The sequence below is a fragment of the Ectobacillus antri genome (assembly GCF_003852715.1).
In the GTDB taxonomy this organism is placed as follows: Bacteria; Bacillota; Bacilli; order Bacillales; family Bacillaceae_G; genus Ectobacillus; species Ectobacillus antri.
Genome location: NZ_RIAV01000001.1, coordinates 359470 through 377891 on the forward strand (window position 1 = coordinate 359470; position 18422 = coordinate 377891).

At 40.5% G+C, this 18422-nt stretch carries 14 protein-coding genes; 11 read left to right on the forward strand and 3 right to left on the reverse strand.

Going from position 1 to position 18422, the window contains the following annotated elements; genetic code table 11:
- Positions 1 to 72: 72 nt before the first annotated feature.
- From EEJ45_RS01825 to shc, 3 genes are all read left to right on the forward strand, one after another.
- Positions 73 to 1182: a hypothetical protein gene (locus EEJ45_RS01825; RefSeq protein WP_124563065.1), complete on the forward strand. Its 1110-nt coding sequence runs from the start codon at positions 73 to 75 to the stop codon at positions 1180 to 1182.
- A gap of 61 nt (positions 1183 to 1243) precedes the next feature.
- Positions 1244 to 1666 (forward strand): divergent PAP2 family protein, encoded by a 423-nt coding sequence (locus tag EEJ45_RS01830; protein ID WP_124563066.1) that lies wholly within the window; start codon positions 1244 to 1246, stop codon positions 1664 to 1666.
- Positions 1667 to 1759: 93 nt separating this feature from the next.
- A complete protein-coding gene (shc, locus tag EEJ45_RS01835; protein WP_124563067.1) occupies positions 1760 to 3577 on the forward strand; it encodes a squalene--hopene cyclase in 1818 nt (605 codons plus the stop codon).
- Positions 3578 to 3621: 44 nt separating this feature from the next.
- Here shc and EEJ45_RS01840 read toward each other — a convergent pair whose 3' ends face one another.
- Positions 3622 to 5106 (reverse strand): aldehyde dehydrogenase family protein, encoded by a 1485-nt coding sequence (locus tag EEJ45_RS01840; RefSeq protein ID WP_124563068.1) that lies wholly within the window; start codon positions 5104 to 5106, stop codon positions 3622 to 3624.
- Positions 5107 to 5278: 172 nt separating this feature from the next.
- On the opposite strand from EEJ45_RS01840, the gene EEJ45_RS01845 reads away from it, so the two are divergent.
- The 3 genes from EEJ45_RS01845 to argH all read left to right on the forward strand — a co-directional run bounded on the left by EEJ45_RS01845 (position 5279) and on the right by argH (position 8454).
- The gene (locus EEJ45_RS01845; RefSeq protein WP_124563069.1) at positions 5279 to 5407 is read left to right on the forward strand and encodes a YuzL family protein; all 129 of its coding nucleotides are present in this window, start codon (positions 5279 to 5281) and stop codon (positions 5405 to 5407) included.
- A 404-nt stretch (positions 5408 to 5811) separates the two neighbouring features.
- Positions 5812 to 6762: a nucleoside hydrolase gene (locus EEJ45_RS01850; RefSeq protein ID WP_124563070.1), complete on the forward strand. Its 951-nt coding sequence runs from the start codon at positions 5812 to 5814 to the stop codon at positions 6760 to 6762.
- Positions 6763 to 6960: 198 nt separating this feature from the next.
- Positions 6961 to 8454 (forward strand): argininosuccinate lyase, encoded by a 1494-nt coding sequence (argH, locus tag EEJ45_RS01855; RefSeq protein ID WP_124563071.1) that lies wholly within the window; start codon positions 6961 to 6963, stop codon positions 8452 to 8454.
- A gap of 1 nt (position 8455) precedes the next feature.
- Here argH and EEJ45_RS01860 read toward each other — a convergent pair whose 3' ends face one another.
- Entirely contained in the window at positions 8456 to 8905 is a 450-nt protein-coding gene (locus EEJ45_RS01860) for a hypothetical protein (protein ID WP_124563072.1), read from the reverse strand.
- A gap of 452 nt (positions 8906 to 9357) precedes the next feature.
- Here EEJ45_RS01860 and EEJ45_RS01865 point away from each other — a divergent pair, with 452 nt between their 5' ends.
- The 5 genes from EEJ45_RS01865 to thrS all read left to right on the forward strand — a co-directional run bounded on the left by EEJ45_RS01865 (position 9358) and on the right by thrS (position 17478).
- A complete protein-coding gene (locus EEJ45_RS01865; protein ID WP_164464170.1) occupies positions 9358 to 10539 on the forward strand; it encodes an ROK family transcriptional regulator in 1182 nt (393 codons plus the stop codon).
- A 4-nt stretch (positions 10540 to 10543) separates the two neighbouring features.
- The gene (locus tag EEJ45_RS01870; RefSeq protein ID WP_124563074.1) at positions 10544 to 11107 is read left to right on the forward strand and encodes a maltose acetyltransferase domain-containing protein; all 564 of its coding nucleotides are present in this window, start codon (positions 10544 to 10546) and stop codon (positions 11105 to 11107) included.
- Positions 11108 to 11109: 2 nt separating this feature from the next.
- Positions 11110 to 12798: a glycoside hydrolase family 13 protein gene (locus EEJ45_RS01875; protein ID WP_124563075.1), complete on the forward strand. Its 1689-nt coding sequence runs from the start codon at positions 11110 to 11112 to the stop codon at positions 12796 to 12798.
- 117 nt (positions 12799 to 12915) lie between these two features.
- Positions 12916 to 14577 (forward strand): glycoside hydrolase family 13 protein, encoded by a 1662-nt coding sequence (locus EEJ45_RS01880; RefSeq protein ID WP_124563076.1) that lies wholly within the window; start codon positions 12916 to 12918, stop codon positions 14575 to 14577.
- A gap of 987 nt (positions 14578 to 15564) precedes the next feature.
- Positions 15565 to 17478 (forward strand): threonine--tRNA ligase, encoded by a 1914-nt coding sequence (gene thrS / locus EEJ45_RS01885; RefSeq protein ID WP_124563077.1) that lies wholly within the window; start codon positions 15565 to 15567, stop codon positions 17476 to 17478.
- 28 nt (positions 17479 to 17506) lie between these two features.
- On the opposite strand, the gene EEJ45_RS01890 is transcribed toward thrS, so the two are convergent.
- On the reverse strand, positions 17507 to 18262 hold the full coding sequence (locus EEJ45_RS01890; RefSeq protein ID WP_124563078.1) for a (S)-benzoin forming benzil reductase: 756 nt from the start codon (positions 18260 to 18262) through the stop codon (positions 17507 to 17509).
- Positions 18263 to 18422: the final 160 nt, after the last annotated feature.

The window sequence follows — 18422 nt, forward strand, 5'->3', positions numbered from 1 at the left end:
TGTGTCTAAATTTACTGTTTATATTTGGAGAAACTGTATGGATTTATATAAAATAGATTTTGGGAGGGCGTTATGGAGATAGGAGTAGTACGGCAGATTGCGATGTATATCATCGGATGGGGAGGTGCAACGGCAGCAATGTTTCTGAATCAGACCGTGTGGACTACATTTGTATGTGTAGCTTCAGTTATATGTGCAGTCTTGCTTTGGAATTGGAAAAGTGGGCTTTTATATACATTAGGATTAGCGATGCTTCTTATTGTAATGGCTAATTACGTAAATGGAGTCTTCGCCACCATTACAGTTGCACTAAGTGTCACATACGCATTGAGTGTCATATTACAACATATATTGAAGAATCGTATGACAAGCAAGTTCGAGAGAATGTTAGCTACAGAAAAGCTGCAGTGGAAAAGAGAAAAAGAAGTGTTGCAAGAAACGATTCAGCATAGTCATGAAGTACTGTCCGCCATGCAAAAACTTGCACGGGCAGGAGAAGCACGCAGTGAACTTTTACATACATGTATGCGTACATTGCAAGCATATCTACGAACGGATGCAATTGGCATTTATGCAATCGATGAATCAAAAAATGTTTTGCAACTTGAAATGGGACTTGGCACACTACCGCGCATTATAGAACATGCTACCTATCCGGAACGAATGCAAGTAATTGAACAAGAAGGCTCATTCTTATTACTGCCATTTGTTTCTTTGCAAAAGGTGATCGTTATACCTGATTACGTACAACATATCGAAGACCCGTTTATCGAATATCTTCTGCAAACGACTGTGATTTATTTCCAACAGTTGCAAAAGCGCCAAGCTCGTTTTATGTATTATGAAGGCACGAAAGTGTATCAGATGTCTTCGTTTCAAAGGTGTGTAGAAGAAGAAAGAACGCATTTTCGTGAACTGGGACAGTCTTTCGTTTGTGTAGGTATGTACGTACGTGGCCTTGATAAAGAACGGTTGCAGGATGTAGAGCGTATCTTGCGAGAAGAACTATTCATATTGGACCGCATTGGCTTTAATCATATCAATCATATGCTTTATATTTTACTGCCGGCATGTAAGGTAGAACGAGTTGCGCATATCAGAAAACAGCTTGAAGCAATGCTTAAGAAACATCACTTCACTGTAATTAACTGGACGGTACTGGAAAACGAAAAAGCTGGGTGACGATTTGCCTTTTCCTACAGAAAAAATTATGATTAAGAAAATGTTTTTTGGGGGGATTGCGATGGAAAATATCCTTCAAAACGGCCCGTTGGTGACAGCTGTCATGTCTTGGTTTTTGGCGCAGCTCATTAAGGTTGTCATCGTATTGTTTAAAACAAGGGAGCTCGATGTAGCTAAATTCTTCGCCTCCGGCGGGATGCCAAGTTCTCATTCATCCACTGTAACAGCTTTAGCTACTGCTGTCGGTTTTGAGGAAGGTGTTACAAGCACGCTATTTGCAATTTCGGCCATTTTCGCAGTTATTGTGATGTATGATGCCTCGGGAGTACGTCTTGCGGTAAGTAAGCAGGCAAAAATCTTAAATGATTTTTTTCATGGTAGGACAAAGGATTATAAGCTATTAAATGAGCTTGTCGGTCATACCCCATACCAGGTAATTGTGGGTGCTATTTTAGGTATTGCTGTTGCAGCTTGGTATTACTAAGTAACAAAGCCTCGCGATATGGCGAGGTTTTGTGTTTTCTTAAGGAAAAACATACGTCTGCATCTCCTTGAATATGGTAATAGGGGGTGGCATATGTACAGTCAAGACCAAATTGAAGAGTTGCGACGCTTGCAGGAAGCAGATGGAACATGGCGCTTTTGTTTTGAAGGTGCACCTATGACGGATTGTTTGATGATTATTACAATGCGTATGTTGGATGTACAAGGAGAGGAATTGATAGAAAAACTGACAAAGCGATTAGCGGCATTGCAGGGTAAAAACGGAGCATGGAGCTTATATGAAGATGAGCGCGGTAACTTATCTGCAACCGTTTTAGCATATACCGCACTGCTTGTATCCGGTCGATACAAACTAAGCGATGACAATATACGTCAAGCGGAAGTCTATATACAAACACAAGGTGGCCTCGCACGTACACACTTTATGACCAAGTTTGTTTTAGCTGTAATTGGCCAATACCCGTATCCGAAGCTGTCCGTACCTACACCATTGTTTTTATTACCATCTTTTGCTCCTATGTCTATGTATTCCTTAAGCAACTATGCACGTATTCATCTTGTGCCTATGGTAATTTGCTTAAATAAGCGCTTTATCATACCACAAGATATAGATATGAGTCATCTTTTGCTAGGAGAAGCTTTTTGGTTTAAGCAAGAACGTAATGTGTCTTCAAACCTTATACAACAAGGAAAGCGATTGGCACTATATCCTAAAAAACTTCACGATAAAGGGTTTCAGGAAGCTGAGCGCTTTATGTTAAATCGTTTGGAAGACAACGGAACACTCTATAGCTATGCAACGTCTACTTTTTATATGATTTACGCTTTACTCGCACTTGGATATAAACCTGATGCTCCGGTTATTGTTAAGGCTATGCAAGGTCTGGTTTCCTATTTATTTCATACAGAAAAGGGACTGCATCTGCAAAATTCCCCTTCCGAAGTATGGGATACTGCTTTACTTAGCTATTCTTTACAAGAAGCAGGTGTGCCCTCTCACGATCCGATGATTCGAGCTGCAAATGCATATCTGGTGCATAAGCAGCATAATAAAATGGGGGATTGGAGTATTCGTGCACCGCGGGCTATACCAGGTGGCTGGGGCTTTTCAGATAGCAATACATTTGTCCCTGACAATGACGATACATCAGTTGTATTGCGAGCTCTAAAGGGAGAGGAAATGTATGAAAAAGTATGGCAAAGGGGATTGTCCTGGCTTTTGGAGATGCAGAATAAAGACGGTGGTTGGGGGGCATTTGAAAAAGGAGCAGACAATGAATGGCTTACTATGTTGCCACTTGATAATGCGGAAGATGCTATCATTGACAACTCTACACCGGATGTAACAGGAAGGGTGTTGGAGTTTTTTGGTAATTACGCGGGTTTGCATCAGGGACATAGCATTGTTAAACGAGGTGTGACCTGCTTGGAAAGGTTGCAACGTCAAGATGGCTCATGGTACGGCAGGTGGGGGATATGCTACATATATGGAACATGGGCGGCAGTCACAGGCTTGCGTGCGGTTGGTGTTCCGGCATCAGATTCACGTTTGCAAAGAGCAGCTGTCTGGTTAGAGTCGATTCAGCATAGTGACGGGGGTTTTGGTGAATCGTGCCGAAGCAGTGAAAAAAAGCGTTTTGTACCACTATCCTTTAGTACACCGTCTCAAACGGCTTGGGGAGTTGATGCTTTACTGGCCATAAAAGGATGCAATGCGGAATCAGTGCAGCGAGGTATCCATTTTTTAAGGCATCGGGAGAAATGGACAGAACGAGCCAAGTCTTATCCAACTGGTTTAGGTTTACCAGGGCAGTTTTATATTCGTTATTACAGCTACAATTACATTTTCCCGCTTTTGGCACTTGCTCATTATGATAAGAACAATAGCTAAAAAAGACAAAAGACTGTCGGCACACCGACAGTCTTTTGTCTTTTTTAGCTCATATTCACCCAAACGCTCTTTACTTCTGTATAGTTTTGCAGCGCATATGAGCCCATTTCGCGTCCGAGACCAGATTGTTTGTAGCCGCCAAATGGAGAAGCTGCGTCAAATGCATTATAGCAATTCACCCAAACGGTTCCAGCACGCAATTTTGCAGCTATGTAGTGTGCACTTTTGAGGTTTTCTGTCCATACGCCTGCTGCAAGACCGTAGTGAGAGCGATTGGCACGCTCAATGACTTCATCTAAATCTTCAAATGGCATCGCTGCGATAACTGGTCCAAAGATTTCTTCTTTGGCAATTGTCATTTCATCTTTTACGTCTGCAAACACAGTCGGCGCAATGAAGTAACCATTTTCGTAAGGGGTAGTCCCGCCTGCGACCAATTCTGCGCCTTCTTCTACTCCTTTATTGATGTAGCTGAGAACGCGTTTTTGCTGTTCTTTGGATACAAGAGGACCGATGTTAGTATCTGGATTGATACCCGCGCCTTGCCGTAGATTTTTGGAGTATAAAGCAAGATCTGCTACAACATTGTCAAACATCTTTTTGGGCACAAACAAACGTGAACCCGCGCAACATACCTGCCCTTGGTTGAACATTACGCCGTTTAATGCACCAGGGATGGCGCGAGATAAATCAGCGTCAGGTAAAATGATATTAGGCGACTTTCCGCCAAGTTCAAGTGTCACGCGCTTTAGGCTTTCAGAAGCCTGCTTCATAATAATTTTTCCGACTTCGGTTGAACCAGTAAACGCAATTTTGTCCACAAGCGGATGATTTACAAGCGCTTGTCCGGCAGACTCACCGTAGCCTGGAACAATGTTTACAACGCCTTTTGGAAAGCCAGCTTCTTCAATTAATTCTGCCAAATATAAGGCAGAAAGCGGCGTTTGCTCTGCCGGTTTCAAAACAACTGTGCAGCCTGTTGCAAGAGCGGCACCAAGCTTCCACATCGCCATTAAAAGTGGAAAGTTCCAAGGAATAATTTGTCCTACAACACCAACTGCTTCGTGGCGTGTATAGTTAAAGTAGTTACCGCTGACTGGGATGGTTTGTCCCACAATTTTCGTTGCCCAGCCTGCATAATAACGCATATGCTCAATGGCTAATGGCACATCTGCCGCCGTTGTTTCACGAATTGGCTTTCCATTATCCAATGTCTCAAGCTGCGCCAATTCTAATTGGTCTCGCTCCATCAAGTCAGCCAATTTATACATGAGTCTGCTTCGTTCTGCAGCTGCCATCTTGCTCCATGGCCCTTCATCAAATGCTTGGCGCGCTGCAATAACAGCTCTGTGGATATCTTCACGACCAGCTTCATAGACTGTAGCTAATGTTTCTCCTGTGGCCGGGTTAGGTGTTTCAAACGTTTTTTGGGAAGCGCTTTCAACAAATTGCCCATTAATGTATAACCTTTTTGTTCCTTGCAAAAAAGTAGCTACCTTTTCGCGTAATTCAACCGCTACTTGACTCATAAGATAACCCCCCTATACGGAATGTGATGAGTGAACAGGCTGAAGCATTCTAACATTTATTGTACACAAAATGTTAGAATATTGAAATTTCAATAACATTACAAACTTGAAATATTTGTAATATAGTATACGTCTTATCAAGTAGGACAAAGTAACAAGGGAGGTGAAGAAAATGGGCAAGCGTAAAAAAGATCCTGCACGTGCAAAGCTCGGCTCTGCACATGTTGAAGGGCAAGGCACAACAACAAGTGAATCAGGTACAGAGCGCTCTTCGGCGCGTCATAAACAAAAACAATCATAACTCACACGTTGCTGTGAGTTTTTCTTATGAAAATAATGGGAATAAATGATACAATATAAATTTGCAATTTGTATACCAAAAGGAGAGAAGAACATGAAAGAAACGAAGGATCCACGTTTTCGGGTTGCTCATCATGAAGCGTGGATAGGGTTAGCGTCGGCTCTTATATAATTTTTCATTTATTTTATCCAAACGCATTAGGTATGCATACTGTTATTTTTCCTATTTTGTTATCCTTTTTAGTCTATGTTATAGGAAGTTTTATGGAAAAATAACAAGAAGTCGCACTTTGTTGCGGCTTTTTTGTGTTAGTAGAGCTTTGTCGTTCATAAAGTGAACTATATAGTCGTTATCCCAAAAAAATGTAATATAAACTAGAGGCGTAATGAGAAAGGAGGGGGTGTATGAAAAAAAAGGTATTGTTATTTTGTGACCCCGGTATTGATGATTCATTAGCAATCATTTACGCGCTGCTACATCCAGATATTGAATTGGTTGGGCTTGTTACGAGTTACGGAAATGTCTCAAGAGAGCAAACTACAGCCAACGCCGCTTATTTGCTTTCATTGATAGGGCGAGAGGATATACCTGTTATTCGAGGTGCGTACCGACCGTTTAGCGGCGAAAGCAATGTGTATTATCCGGAAATACACGGTGAAAATGGTATGGGTCCTATTCAGCCGCCAAAAAGTTTTTTACAGGCTTCTACGTTCTCTATGGGGAAAGTAATTGATATTATGGATGAACATAAAAATGAGTTGATTATGGTGGATGTAGGCAGATCGACAACACTCGCGATTGTATGCAATATTGGTGAGGAACGGATGGAGCAAATTCAAGGTTATTATATTATGGGAGGCGCCTTTTTTGTACCTGGAAATGTTACACCTGTAGCTGAAGCGAACTTTTACGGTGATCCTGTAGCGTCTAATTATATTATGATGCATGCAAAAAATGTGACGCTTTGTCCGCTTAATGTTACAAAAGACGCGTTAATTACGGAAACGATAATTGAAGAAATTGCGGCTGTAAGTCAAAACCCGTTTCGTAACTTAATTAAAGATATTTTTATGTATTACTATCAAGCATACCAAAAGTTGATTCCTAAAATTACCGGTACGCCGTTGCACGATGTGTTAACGGTGATGGTTGTTGCAAACCCAGAATTGCTGCACTATGTGTACAGGCCTGTTTCGGTTGCAACAGAGGGTGTATCTCGTGGTGAAAGTATTGCCGACTTTCGAGCACTACCACATACGAATGGAAATTGGGTGAAGATTGGATGGGAACTCAATCAAAATTTATTTGTGGAGCGCTTTAAGCAAATTATGATAAGTGCTGTTGCGATGAATTAGAAAAACCCTTATACACCTAGAAACATAGAGAGAAGAAGGTGACGTGACGTATAAAACATCATATTGGCAACTCGTTCTTTTTTATACTGTTATTATGTTATAACATAGCGACTTGTACTTATATAATTCTGGTATATTGTACAATCACAAGAACGGCTGTTACCGCCTATGATAGGGTAAAAGCATGGAGGTATTGCCGTGAAAAGAAAGAAAGATGCATTTGTAAATGTGGAAGGAGAACGTTTTCCAGGAAAAACGTATGTAGATCAGGTATTGCGGCACGTTTTTGAAGGTCAGCGCGATTATTTACGAAGTTCAATGTTCGCAATTCATTATGCACATGTTATTATACTAACTGAACAACATGTTTTATCTTCAATCGATGCCCAAAAAATTTTACGAAGTATTTATCAAGTGGAAGCTGAAAATCATGGCAACGTGGCATATGATGAGCGCTATGAAGACTTTTTCTTTTTTATTGAAGATCGTATTAGACAAGTGGCTTCAGATGAAATAATTAGCAATATGCATATTGGTCGCAGTCGGAATGACATGGGTGTTGCGATGTATAGGATGGTTATTCGAACACATATGTTAGAGGTGCAGGAAGCTTTGTTAACGCTAGCTGATAGCATATTAGAGCAAGCTTGTCAACATGCAACCACAATTATCCCAGCTTATACGCATACCCAACCTGCACAACCTACCACACTTGGACATTATTTGCTTGCAATCTATGATGTATGCATGAGAGACTTGAAGCGGTTACAAGCAGCGTTTGTGACAATTAATCATTCGCCAATGGGAGCAGCGGCATTAGCTACAACCGGATTTCCAATTAATCGAGAACGTATTTGTGAGCTTCTTGGCTTTGAAAAGCTGGTGGAAAATTCTTATGATGCCATTGCGGGTGCCGACTATCTGGCAGAAGCAGCTGCTGCGATGGCAGTTTGTATGCTTAACTGTGGTCGTTGGATACAAGACTTTTTACTTTTAGCCACAAAGGAATTTCATGGGATAATTGTTGCAGATCCGTACGTACAAATCAGCAGCATTATGCCTCAAAAACGGAATCCAGTGTCAATTGAACATGCCCGCGCGTTAGCAAGTGGATCATATGCAGAAGCACTTGCCGTACTGCATATGATTCACAATACCCCGTTTGGTGATATTGTGGATACCGAGGATGACTTACAGCCTTATTTGTATAATAGTTTTGCTAAGGCAAAGCGAGTTTTTGCACTAATGGATGCAGTCATAAGAACAATAACTATTAACAAAGACGTGTTAAAAGAACGGGCTTCAAAACATGCGATTACAATTACGGAATTAGCGGATGAAGTAACACGCAAAGGTATCCCGTTTCGCAGGGCGCATGAAATGGCTGCTACAGTTGCCAAAGCATGTGCAGCGCAGCAGAAAGAATTATATGAATTTACACTAAAAGAAGTGAATACTATCTTAGCTGTTGTGTCACTTACCTATGAAGAATGGGATCATATTATTTCTCCAGCATCTTTTATTAATCGCCGAAACATTACTGGTGGTCCTGCCTTACCAGAAATACAACGGATGCTTCAAATAAGGCGGGAAGAAGCAAAGCAACACAAAGAGAGCCTTAGAAACATGCAAGCAAAAATCCAACACTGTGCCACGTACTTACGAGTACTTGTACAACAGTATGTAAAATAAGTTATTGTGCGAAACGTAGCGCAGTGGATGTATCTTCAGGCATAAAAATCATCGCTGTCGCTTCTCCATCAGTTGCATACAGGCAAAAGGCCACTTTGTTGCGTTTTACAGTGTCTTTACAATACCGAAGCACAGGAGTTGGAATTGTAGTTCGTTTACTGATACCAGTAGTGGATAGATTGAGCTTACGAAACTGTTTGGGTTCCATAATAATCACTAGTACATCGGTTTGTCCTTCTGTTTGAACACACATTTTATAATTGGAAAAATCATAATCTAGATTTAGTTTGTATTTGTTACGTGTTGGAATAAAAAGCTCTGGTGATTTCTTATACCATTCTATATTTTGGGGAGTGGGATAGATATAAGAATCTGTTGCACGCAGTAGCAAAGATTGAATAAAGCTCGTCATATTTTTCGAATTCGGTAAGATTACATTAGCAATTGTCATTTGTCTCATCCTTTCAATTTTTATGTAAACAAAAAGAGCCATGCAGGTATAAAAAATCCTGCATGGCTCTTAGCAACGCAGGTACAACGGCAATAACCCTTGTACCTGCGTGTAATATATACACGGGTTCAAGGGTTTATGTATGATGATGTAATTGTGCAACAATCAATAAACGCAACATAAGTTTGCACGTCCTTTTCCCTAAATTTTGTTTTAGTATATCATGATAGGATATATTTGCAAATATTTTTTACATCAAAGTCTATAAAAAGAGTATCCTTAATTTTCAAGATACTACTATTTTAGAGGCTATAGCTTTACTTTTCTAGCAAAAACAACTTGCTTCATTGAATGAAATAAGCTACACTGATGTCAACTTACTTCATTCAATGAAATAAGAAACAAGCAGCCATTTTTTACGATGAGGGACTGTGTAAGAGGTGATGCACAGCATGCAGAATCAAAACATGCGAAAGGGCAATAAAGCCTTTATAAAAGAATGGAATCGATATCTGTTGTTAGAGCAAATTCGTTTAAACGGTCCGATTAGTCGCTCAGAGTTAGCAAAGGTAACTAAAATGGGGCTGTCGACCGTAACAAACATTGTAGAGGAATTATTAACGCATAATCTAATTAAAGAGACGGGAACTGCAATGTCAACAGGGGGAAGAAAGCCCATTTTATTGCAGTTCAATGAAACATATCAGTATGCATTTGGTGTAAAAATTGAAGAAACAAAAATACGTATTGCATTAACAAATTTACAAGCGGACATTCTCCAAATTTGTCATGTTCCGTTTGCTGAAAAAAGCGAACCGGATGTTGTTATTCACAAGTTGGTACAATGTATGAGGGAAATGCTTGTTTCACAAAAGCTAGATGATAGTTGCCTATGTGGAGTAGGTATTGCAGCTTCAGGGCTTGTAGATCGGGAAACTGGGACCATTGTCCGATCTTCCATGCTGGGCTGGGAGAATGTACCTATCTGTCAGGAAGTTAGCAAGCGAATGAAAGACATATCTGTTTTTTTAGATAAAAATATAAACGCTTTCACATTGGCTGAACTCCATTTTGGACAGCCGCGAAAAAATTTTGTATGCTTGTCTGTTGGTGCTGGTCTAGGTATGACAACTGTTATTGACGGAAACATTTATTATGGTGAATTTGGCGGTGCCGGTGAATTTGGCCACACCACCTTACAGATTAACGGATATCGTTGTCATTGTGGTAAAAGAGGATGCTTGGAAATGTATGCATCTGAACCGTTTTTTAAGCATGAAGGAAAGCGCCTTCATATAGAGGCACGTTCTTATACATTTGAGCACTTAGGAAAACATATATCAAAACCAGAGATTGCAGGGTTATTTAAACAGCTTGGTGTTCATCTTGGATACGCCATAGCGAATATTATTAATACTTTAAATCCTGCTGCCATCGTGTTAACAGGAGAAGGAATGAAGTATGCAGCCTATTTCTTGCCATATGCACGTGCAGAGGCTTCGCAAAATTTTTTTGCGGCTACAAACGACACAGAAATTGTCGTGTCACTTCTAAGTGATGATGCGTGGTTGCAGGGTGCTGCCTTGCTTGTTATAAGAGAACAATTTCAGTTGCCGTTATATGAGAGGGAGTGACAATGTGAAAACAGAAAAAGAAAAAATGATAGCCGGTGAAATGTATATGCCTGCTGATGCAGAATTGTTAGAGGGGCGCATTCGTGCTAGGGAATTAACATGGGCGTTTAATACAGAGCCTGATGGCGAAAAGAGAAAGGCTATTTTGAAGAAGCTTTTCGGTTCTACTAAAGAAAATTTGTATATGGAGCCGAGCTTTCAATGTGATTACGGCTATAACATTCATGTAGGTGAGAACTTTTATGCAAATTACAATTGCGTGATTCTAGATGTATGTCCTGTTACATTTGGTGACAACTGTATGCTCGCGCCAGGTGTACACATTTATACGGCATCTCATCCGCTTGAAGCGAAAGCACGTAATTCCGGCAGGGAATTTGGAAAGCCTGTTGTGATTGGAAACAACGTATGGATTGGGGGACAGGCAGTCATTAATCCTGGTGTGACAATTGGAGATAATGCAGTCATTGCGTCCGGTGCAGTTGTTACTAAAGATGTTCCGCCTAATACATTGGTAGGCGGCAATCCGGCTAGCATAATCAAACATATTGACAATGGGGGAAACTAGTAATGCAAACGTTTGCGAAAGGTAATACAGAATGGTGGAAAAAAGCAACAGTTTATCAAATTTATCCAAGAAGTTTTATGGATTTCAATGGTGATGGAATTGGTGATATCCAAGGAATTATTTCAAAGCTTGATTATTTAAAAGAACTTGGTGTAGAAGTGATTTGGCTTAGTCCAGTATACGATTCGCCAAATGACGATAACGGTTACGACATTCGCGATTACGAGAAAATTATGGCTGAGTTTGGTACGATGGAAGATTTTGATCTTATGCTTGCAGAAATGCATAAGCGCGGTCTAAAGCTTGTAATGGACTTGGTAGTAAATCATACATCGGACGAGCATGAATGGTTTGTACAATCAAAAAGCAGCAAAGATAACCCATATCGCGATTTTTACTATTGGCGTAAAGGAAAAGACGGTAAAGAACCGAACAACTGGGGATCTGTTTTCAGCGGCTCTGCTTGGGAGTATGACGAGACAACAGATGAGTATTACTTACATCTATTCACGAAAAAGCAACCTGATTTGAATTGGGAAAATCCAAAGCTGCGTGAAGAAGTATACAAAATGATGCGTTTTTGGCTAGATAAGGGCATCGATGGTTTTCGCATGGATGTTGTGAACTTTATTTCAAAAGTCCCCGGCTTACCAGATGGTGAATTGCAACCTGGACAATTATATGCAGATGGTGGTAAATACTTTTTGAATGGGCCACGTATTCATGAATTTATGCAAGAAATGAATCGTGAGGTATTATCAAAATATGATATTATGACGGTTGGTGAAATGCCAGGTACAACACCTGAAGACGCGGTATTATACACAAATCCTGAACGAAACGAAGTCAATATGATTTTTACGTTCGAGCATATGGACCTTGATAGTGCACCGGGTGGCAAATGGAACTTAAAGCCGCTTGATTTGGTAGATTTAAAGGATAATCTAAATAAATGGCAAACGGGTTTGCACGGTAAGGGTTGGAATAGCTTGTACTGGAATAACCATGACCAGCCTCGCATTGTTTCCCGCTTTGGTAACGACCAAGAATATCGTGAAAAGTCAGCCAAAATGCTGGGCACTTGCTTGCATATGATGCAAGGTACACCGTATGTGTACCAAGGCGAAGAAATTGGGATGACCAATGTACGATTTGAAAATTTATCGGATTACGAAGATGTAGAAACAATGAATATGTATAAAGAGCGTTCGATGCTTGGCTATGCCCATGAAGATATTATGGAATCTATTTATGTAAAAGGACGTGACAATGCGAGAACACCGATGCTGTGGGATGACAGTGAAAACGGTGGCTTTACCACAGGGACGCCATGGCTTCGTGTAAACCCGCGTTATCTAGAAATTAACGTTAAACAAGCACTCGCAGATAAAAATTCTATTTTCTATTATTATCAAAAATTAATTGGGTTTCGCAAAGAGCTTGATATTATTACAGAGGGTAATTTCAAATTACTACATCGCGATCATAGCGCCATTTTTGCTTATAATCGTACTTGGAACAATGAAAAGTTGATTGTGCTCTGTAACTTTAGCGATCAGGTGCAGACAATTGAAGATGAGGCGCTACTTCATGAAATCCAACATGCTGATGTGCTTATTGCCAATGATGAGGTATATGAAAAAACATTAACATTACGTCCGTATGATGCAGTGGTATATTACAAGAAATGAAAAAAATGGGGAAAGGGAATAAAAAAATTCCTTTTCCTTTTAACTTGCTATTGATGTTTTACTTGCATTTTTGTAGCATTATATATTGTACAAATTAGGAAACAAGGAGACGGAAACATGACAAAACACTGGTGGAAAGAAGCGACAGCTTATCAAATATATCCAAGAAGCTTCATGGATTCAAACGGAGACGGTATCGGCGATTTGCCGGGTGTTATTGAAAAGTTAGATTATTTAAAAGAACTTGGAATCGATGTCATATGGATTTGTCCATTCTACAAATCACCAAATGATGATAACGGTTACGATATCAGCGACTATCAAGATGTTATGGAAGTATTTGGTACGATGGCTGACTTCGACAAGTTGCTTGCAGAAGTGCATAATCGTGGCATGAAACTCATTATCGACCTTGTTATTAATCATACAAGCGACGAGCATCCTTGGTTTATCGAGTCTCGTTCTTCGAGAGACAACCCGAAGCGCGATTGGTACATTTGGCGTGATGGAAAAGACGGCAAGGAACCAAACAACTGGGAAAGTATTTTTAGTGGTTCTGCATGGGAATATGATGAAGCAACGAAGCAATACTTCTTACATGTATTCTCAAGAAGGCAACCAGATTTAAACTGGGAAAACAAAAAAGTTCGCGATGCCTTGTATGAAATGATCAACTGGTGGCTTGATAAAGGAATCGACGGCTTCCGTGTAGATGCTATTTCGCACATTAAAAAGCGTGAAGGTTTCCCTGATATGCCAAACCCAGAGAACTTAGAGTATGTATCTTCGTTTGATTGTCATATGAACCAGCCGGGCATTCAACCATTTTTAGAAGAGCTAAAAGCGCAAACGTTTGCCAAATACGATATTATGACAGTTGGTGAAGCAAACGGTGTAACAGTAGAAGAAGCTGATGAGTGGGTTGGCGAAGAAAATGGTAAGTTCAACATGGTTTTCCAATTTGAGCACTTGGATCTTTGGGATAAAAGCAATGTTGGTACCATCGATGTTGTGTCCTTAAAGAAAACGCTAACGAAATGGCAAAAGGGCCTTGAAGGAAAAGGGTGGAATGCCTTGTTTATTGAAAACCATGATAAAGCGCGTGTTGTATCCACTTGGGGCAATGACAAAGAATATCGTGTGGAAAGTGCAAAAGCTTTTGCGGCAATGTATTTCTTAATGCAAGGTACGCCTTTCATCTACCAAGGACAAGAAATTGGTATGACAAATGTTCGTTTTGAAACAATTGAGGAGTACGATGACGTTGCCATTAAAAACTTCTACCGCATCGAGCGCGAAAAAGGCACATCTCATCAAGAAATTATGGAAGTCATCTGGAACAGCTCTCGCGATAATTCTCGTACGCCAATGCAGTGGAGCAATGAAGAAAAGGCAGGATTTACAACGGGAACACCTTGGATTGGCATTAACGAAAACTATACAAGTATTAACGTGAAGGACGATATGGCAAATCCAAACTCAGTTTGGAACTTCTATAAAAACATGATTCGTTTGCGTAAAGAAAACGAAGTATTGGTTTACGGTACGTATGATTTAATTATGCCAGAAGATAAACAAGTGTACGCATATACAAGAACACTTGGAGATAAGAAGGCAGTCGTTATTACAAACTTATCTAAAGAAACAGCACATTATGAATGTACAGGTCTTAGCTTGTCTACAAGTGAGCTAGTACTATGTAACTATGATGTAGAAGTACATGAAAACGTGCATGCATTTGAATTGCAACCATACGAAGCACGTGTATATATGATCTAAGCAAAAAACTGTCGGTCAACATACCGGCAGTTTTTTTATATAGTCAATATAATTTTAAGGAAGTTGCACATAATGATGAGCACAAATAAAAAATTTTTTCTTAAGAAGAGAAGAATGGACGGTGTAATCGAGGTAGTATACCTATGTTGAGTTACTTTAGCTTTTTTATTCTCTAGTTGCGTATCTATGAGAAACACTACACGATCCCATATATCAATGACGTATTGCAAAATAGGCATGTTATTGCAAATAGTTTCAAAAAATATTTGCAAACTTTTTGACTGTTGTGTATATTATAAAATAACATATGAAAGCGAAGAAAAGGACATGAATGATTGAAACCGGTTTACAGAGAGGGAAGCAGAGCTGAGAGCTTTCTAACGCAGGAAAATCATTTACCACCTTGGAGTGCATTGGTGAACCGGTGCCGTCTAAGCCGCGTTAAGGTAAACAAAGCCGTTGTATGACGGGAATTTGGGTGGAACCACGGGTGTAACACATTCGTCCCTATGATATAGGGATGAATGTGTTTTTTATTTGGAAAAAGCGAAGAAAAGGACATGAATGATTGAGACCGGTTTACAGAGAGGGAAGCAGAGCTGAGAGCTTTCTAACGCAGGAAAATCATTTACCACCTTGGAGTGCATTGGTGAACCAGTGCCGTCTAAGCCGCGTTAAGGTAAACAAAGCCGTCATATGAAGGGAATTTGGGTGGAACCACGGGTGTAGCGCATTCGTCCCTATTACAGGGATGAGTGCGTTTTTTATATTTTGGCTGTGTTAAAGCCTCATGTTACTAATGGGCACTTGTTGATGGGAGTGAAAGGGGCGAGACTCCTGCCGGAAAAGAGCGAGTCAAAGATAGATCTCGCAGGTGCATAGCGCTGAGATAGTTCCCTGACCGCCCGCGGAAAGCGAACCCCGGTAACGGAAATCAACAATAAACTTTAGCAGAGCTTATATTTTAGACAAAATGGAGTGAGTAGGATGCAATGTATTGAAATTTCTTTACCAGATGGAAAGAAGAAGTCGTATGAAAAAGGTATTACATCTGCACAAATTGCAGCTGATATTAGTCTTAGTTTACACAAGAAAGCACTTGGCGCAAAGGTGAATAGCGAGCTGTTTGACTTACAAAGACCAATCTATCATGATGCGATGCTAGAAATCATCACATCGTCAGTCAAAGAAGGTATTGATATGATGAGACATACTGCTGCACATGTTTTGGCCCAGGCAGTAAAAAGGTTGTATGGGGATGTAAAACTAGGGGGTGGTCCCGTAATTGAAAATGGATTTTATTACGATATGGACGTGACAGAACGTGTTCGTGCCGAAGACCTCGTGCGAATTGAGCAAGAGATGAAGAATATTGTTGCAGAAAATTTGCCGATTGAACGACTGGAAGTGAGTCGTGAGCAAGCGCAAATATTGTTTCAAAATGACAATCTGAAGTTGGAGCTTCTGCAGGATATTCCAGCAGGAGAAAACATCACATTATATCGGCAGGGAGAGTTTGTAGATTTATGCCGTGGTCCGCATTTACCGTCAACAGGTGCACTACAAGCATTTCGATTAACACATGTGGCCGGTGCTTATTGGAGAGGAGATAGTGACAAGCAAGTATTACAGCGTATATATGGCATTGCGTTTGCAACATCTAAAGAGTTAGAGAGTCACCTCGTTTTTTTAGAAGAGGCAGCAAAGCGCAATCATCGTAAACTAGGCAATGAACTCGAATTGTTTATGTTTTCAGAGGAAGCGCCTGGTATGCCATTCTACCTCCCGAAAGGACAGCTACTGCGAAACAAGCTTGAAGCATTTTTAAGAGGTGTACAAGAAGCGCGAGGCTATCAAGAGGTGAGAACACCTTTTATGATGAATCGTAAACTGTGGGAAAACTCAGGGCACTGGGATCATTATAAAGAAAACATGTATTTTTCAGAAGTGGATAATACGAGCTTTGCGATGAAGCCGATGAACTGTCCTGGGCATATGCTGATGTTTAAACATAAACTGCATTCCTACCGAGAACTGCCGATACGTATGGCAGAGTTTGGCCAAGTACATCGCCACGAATATAGCGGAGCGCTCAACGGGCTGCTTCGAGTTCGCACATTTTGCCAGGATGATGCCCATATATTTGCTACGCCTGAGCAGATAGAAGATGAAATTCAAGCAGCTGTAGCACTGATCGATCAAGTATATCGTACGCTTGGTTTTAAATATGAAGTAGAGCTATCTACAAGACCGGAGAATTCCATGGGAGAAGATAGTCAATGGGAAAAAGCAGAACAAGCGCTGCAAAATGTTTTGGAAAAACTGGGATACTCTTACCGTATTAATGAAGGTGATGGTGCATTTTATGGTCCGAAAATTGATTTTCACATTAAAGACGCTTTGCATCGAAGCCATCAGTGCGGAACAGTTCAGCTGGATTTTCAAATGCCGCAAAAGTTTGATTTGCATTATGTAGATGCGCAAAATCAGAAGCAAAGACCTGTTGTTATTCATCGTGCCGTGTTCGGTTCCATTGATCGTTTCCTTGGAATTATGATTGAACATTTTGCTGGGGCTTTTCCTTTATGGCTGGCGCCTGTGCAGGTAAAGATTATCCCGGTATCTCATATCGTGCATGCAGCGTACGCTAAGCAAATTGAAAGTAAACTGCAGCAAATAGGTATACGTGTAGAGCTTGATGTAAGAGCAGAAAAGCTGGGCTACAGAGTCAGAGAAGCACAAATAAAAAAGATACCGTATATTATCGTTGTTGGCGACCAAGAAGCAGCGGAGGAAACTGTGAATGCACGGAAATATGGACAACCGGATTCAGTAAGTCTTTCAGCCGAAGTATTTGTGAAGAAGCTCGTGCGCGAGATTGAAGAAAAGGTATTTTTATAAAAGAAAAGCCTGCTTGTGCAGGCTTTTCTCATGATTTTTCATCAATGCGTATGACACCGCCTTGTTCAAAATCATTAGCTTGGAGTAAATTGACAACCGCTTGCGCAACGTAGTCGGGAGAAAGGAGCTTATCTTCTTCTTTCAAAGCATGAAAACGTTCTACGTTCATAAAATCTTCTTTATCGGTACTGCGAATTTCGGCTTGCATATCTGTATCAACTACGCCTGGTGCAAATGAAATTACTTTTACCGGGTACTCTTTTCCTTCTTCTTCTAGCGCTATACAACGTGTGAACATATTAATACCTGCTTTGGCTGTACAATATGCCCCCCAGCCATAATAAGGGCTTGTCCCTGCGCCGGATGAGATATTAACAATACGCTTGTCGACAGGTGCATCTTGTGTACGTTTTAAGAATTCGTGAGTCAGTAACATAGGTGCCAACAAGTTAACGTGTACATTTGTGATAAGTTGTTTTGTTTCCGCTCGTCCAATAGGCTTTATTGGTGCCAGCATACCAGCGTTATTGATTAGATAAAGAGCTTGTGCACTGTCGACGTCCATTAATGCAAAAATCTCATCTGTTAAGTCCGCAATGCTGTCAATATTGCTAAGGTCAAAACCGAAAGGGTAAAACAAGGTATTGGTTTGTTTTGCAAATTCTTCTAGTGAGGTGTTCCTGCTTCTAGATATGGAAAACACAATGATTTCTTGCTCGAGAAGTTTGCGTACAATTGCTTCTCCTAAACCACGAGAGGTCCCTGTTACAATAGCATATCGCATAAAAAATCCCTCCTTTCTCTACAAACTAACAGAAATTTCTACAAGTGTAAATCGGGAAAGTGCGAAAAATGAAAAAAATCCAGGGAAATTGTTAAGGGATTGGAGTTATAAGGGGAACGATGTATTTTATGTCGAAATTCAACAATAAAGGAGGCACCAT